A 2,004-nucleotide genomic window follows, 5' to 3' on the forward strand; every position below is an offset into this window, starting at 1 on the left:
GAAATGAATGCACAGGCTTTAGAAATAACAGCCCAAGCCACCCAAACCTGCATCGGCATGTTTACTTCGGCCGATCGTAACAGCCAATTTGTGGGAGAGGTGTGGACGCGGGACGCCGCCCTGGCCTGCGCCGTCTTTGGCCGTTTTGACCCGCAAATGGCTGTGGAAACCTTTACTACTATCCTTTCCCATGCCCAACCAAGTGGCCGTTTGCCGTTGCGGGTAGAGTATGTCCGCCACTGGGCCAACTATGTGCCGCCGCTTCGCCGGCTCAAACGGATGGGTATTGACCTCATCACCCGACCAGAAGCCCACGCAGTCTACAACAATGTGCGATTTTCCCTACCCGCCCGGGACAGCGCCTCGGCCCTTATCGTTTCTTGCGGCGAACTCTTTGACCACTCCGCCGAGGTACGCAAATTTGTCGAGGACAACTGGACCTTCCTATTGCGCTCACTCAACCGGGAGGCACGTTTCAGCGACCTTGATGGACTAATTAAGGGCAGAGGGCTTCAGGACTGGGCTGATAGCCTGATCCGAAAAGGCAAGCTGGCCTACGTCAACGCCCTGTACTATCAAGCAGTGCACGCCATGAGCCACATGGCAGCAATACTTAAACGCGAAGATGATGCCGAACTACTCCGCGACCAAGCCATCACTCTCAAACATTCGTACCTGCGCGTGTTTTGGGATGAAGAGGCGGGCTATGTGAAGGCGGCTGAAGACGACAACCGGCTCGATACCGCTGCCAATATCTTTGCCTCACTCTATCTCCTTACGCCTGAACAAGCCGTGCGCGCCCAGGAGAAGATACGCCTCAGCACACTCTCGCCCTGCGGGCTGTTACGCAACTTTGACCGGCCCTATCCGGCTTCACAGGTAGCGCTCCGCTACCGAGCGGGAAGAATCTCCTCCTACCACAACAGCTCCGTCTGGCCCTGGGTTACCACACTGAATATCCAGGCCAAGCTTGATATCGCCCGCAAGCATAGCGACCCCCTGGTTCGCCAACGCTTCCTCAAAGAGGCCTGGGCCGACTTTGACCAGGTTACCGCTCTCCATGCTAAGAATGGGGGCGAATTTTATGAAGTATTACATGAGCAGAGTGGCAACCCCCTGCACTCACGCTGGCTTGGCATTACGCTCTACCATAGCTCGCCAGGGTTCATGGCCTCGGCAGCTACGTACATACTGGTGGGCAAAGGGCTGCAAAAATTTGGGCGGCCATCACCTGAAAAGACATTGTCGTAGTAAGAGGGGGTCTTTTTGTTAAGATGAACCCATGAACCCCGTCACCCTTCGTGAAGCAAGGCCAAAAGATGCCCTTGCCATCGCAGAAATTCACGTAAAAACTTGGCAATCCGCATACCGCGGAATCATTCCCGACTCTTACCTGGACACACTAGACATCGAGAAACGAAAGTTGAACTGGGAAAAAATTCTAGGAGAACCCAGTAATCACCAACACACTTTTATCGCTGAGGATGGCGAAAAGGTCGTGGGATTCACATCTGTAGGTACAGCTCGCAACGAGGCAGGTAATGAAGAAGGCCAAGGCGAGCTCTATGCCATCTATGTTTCCCCTGACTACAAAGGCAACGGCGTAGGCACGCTCCTCATTGGTAAAGCCAAGGAGCTACTAAGGGCTGACGGATACACCAAAGCCATACTTTGGGTGCTCACCGAAAACAAGGGCGCCCGTGCGTTTTATGAGAAAAACGGCTGGCACGTAAACGGCGTAACCCTCACAGATGAAAGCAGGGGTTTTGAGATGCATGAAACTGGCTATTCTATCGACTTATAGGTAGTGCAGTGAAGGTTTACCCACACTTTGACTGATTGACAGAAGAGCCGGCATATGATACACTCCCCGCGAACCTTCCCTACGCTTTGTAGCTTTGGAACGGAGGAGAAGTTTAAATGAACACTGGCAAAAAGAACGATCCGCGCATGTGGATCCGCTGGAGGGCGAACGGTCGTATCGGCACTATGGAAAGCGCCTTA

The 2,004-nt window shown here is 53.6% G+C and carries 2 protein-coding genes; both read left to right on the plus strand.

All coding sequences use genetic code 11. The features are described 5' to 3' along the window. On the plus strand, positions 1-1,251 hold a 1,251-nt coding region (locus VLA04_06170; protein ID HSI21241.1), incomplete at its 5' end, for an amylo-alpha-1,6-glucosidase. 31 nt (positions 1,252-1,282) lie between these two features. After that, positions 1,283-1,804, plus strand: coding sequence for a GNAT family N-acetyltransferase (locus VLA04_06175; GenBank protein ID HSI21242.1), 522 nt, complete (start codon positions 1,283-1,285; stop codon positions 1,802-1,804). The last annotated feature ends 200 nt before the right edge of the window (positions 1,805-2,004 follow it).

It is taken from the genome of Verrucomicrobiia bacterium (assembly GCA_035460805.1).
Lineage (GTDB): Bacteria > Patescibacteriota > UBA1384 > CAILIB01 > CAILIB01 > DATHWI01.

Coding starts and splice junctions, on each gene's coding strand:
- VLA04_06175 (HSI21242.1), top strand. CDS start 1,283: ATGAACCCCGTCACCCTTCGTGAAGCAAGGCCAAAAGATGCCCTTGCC.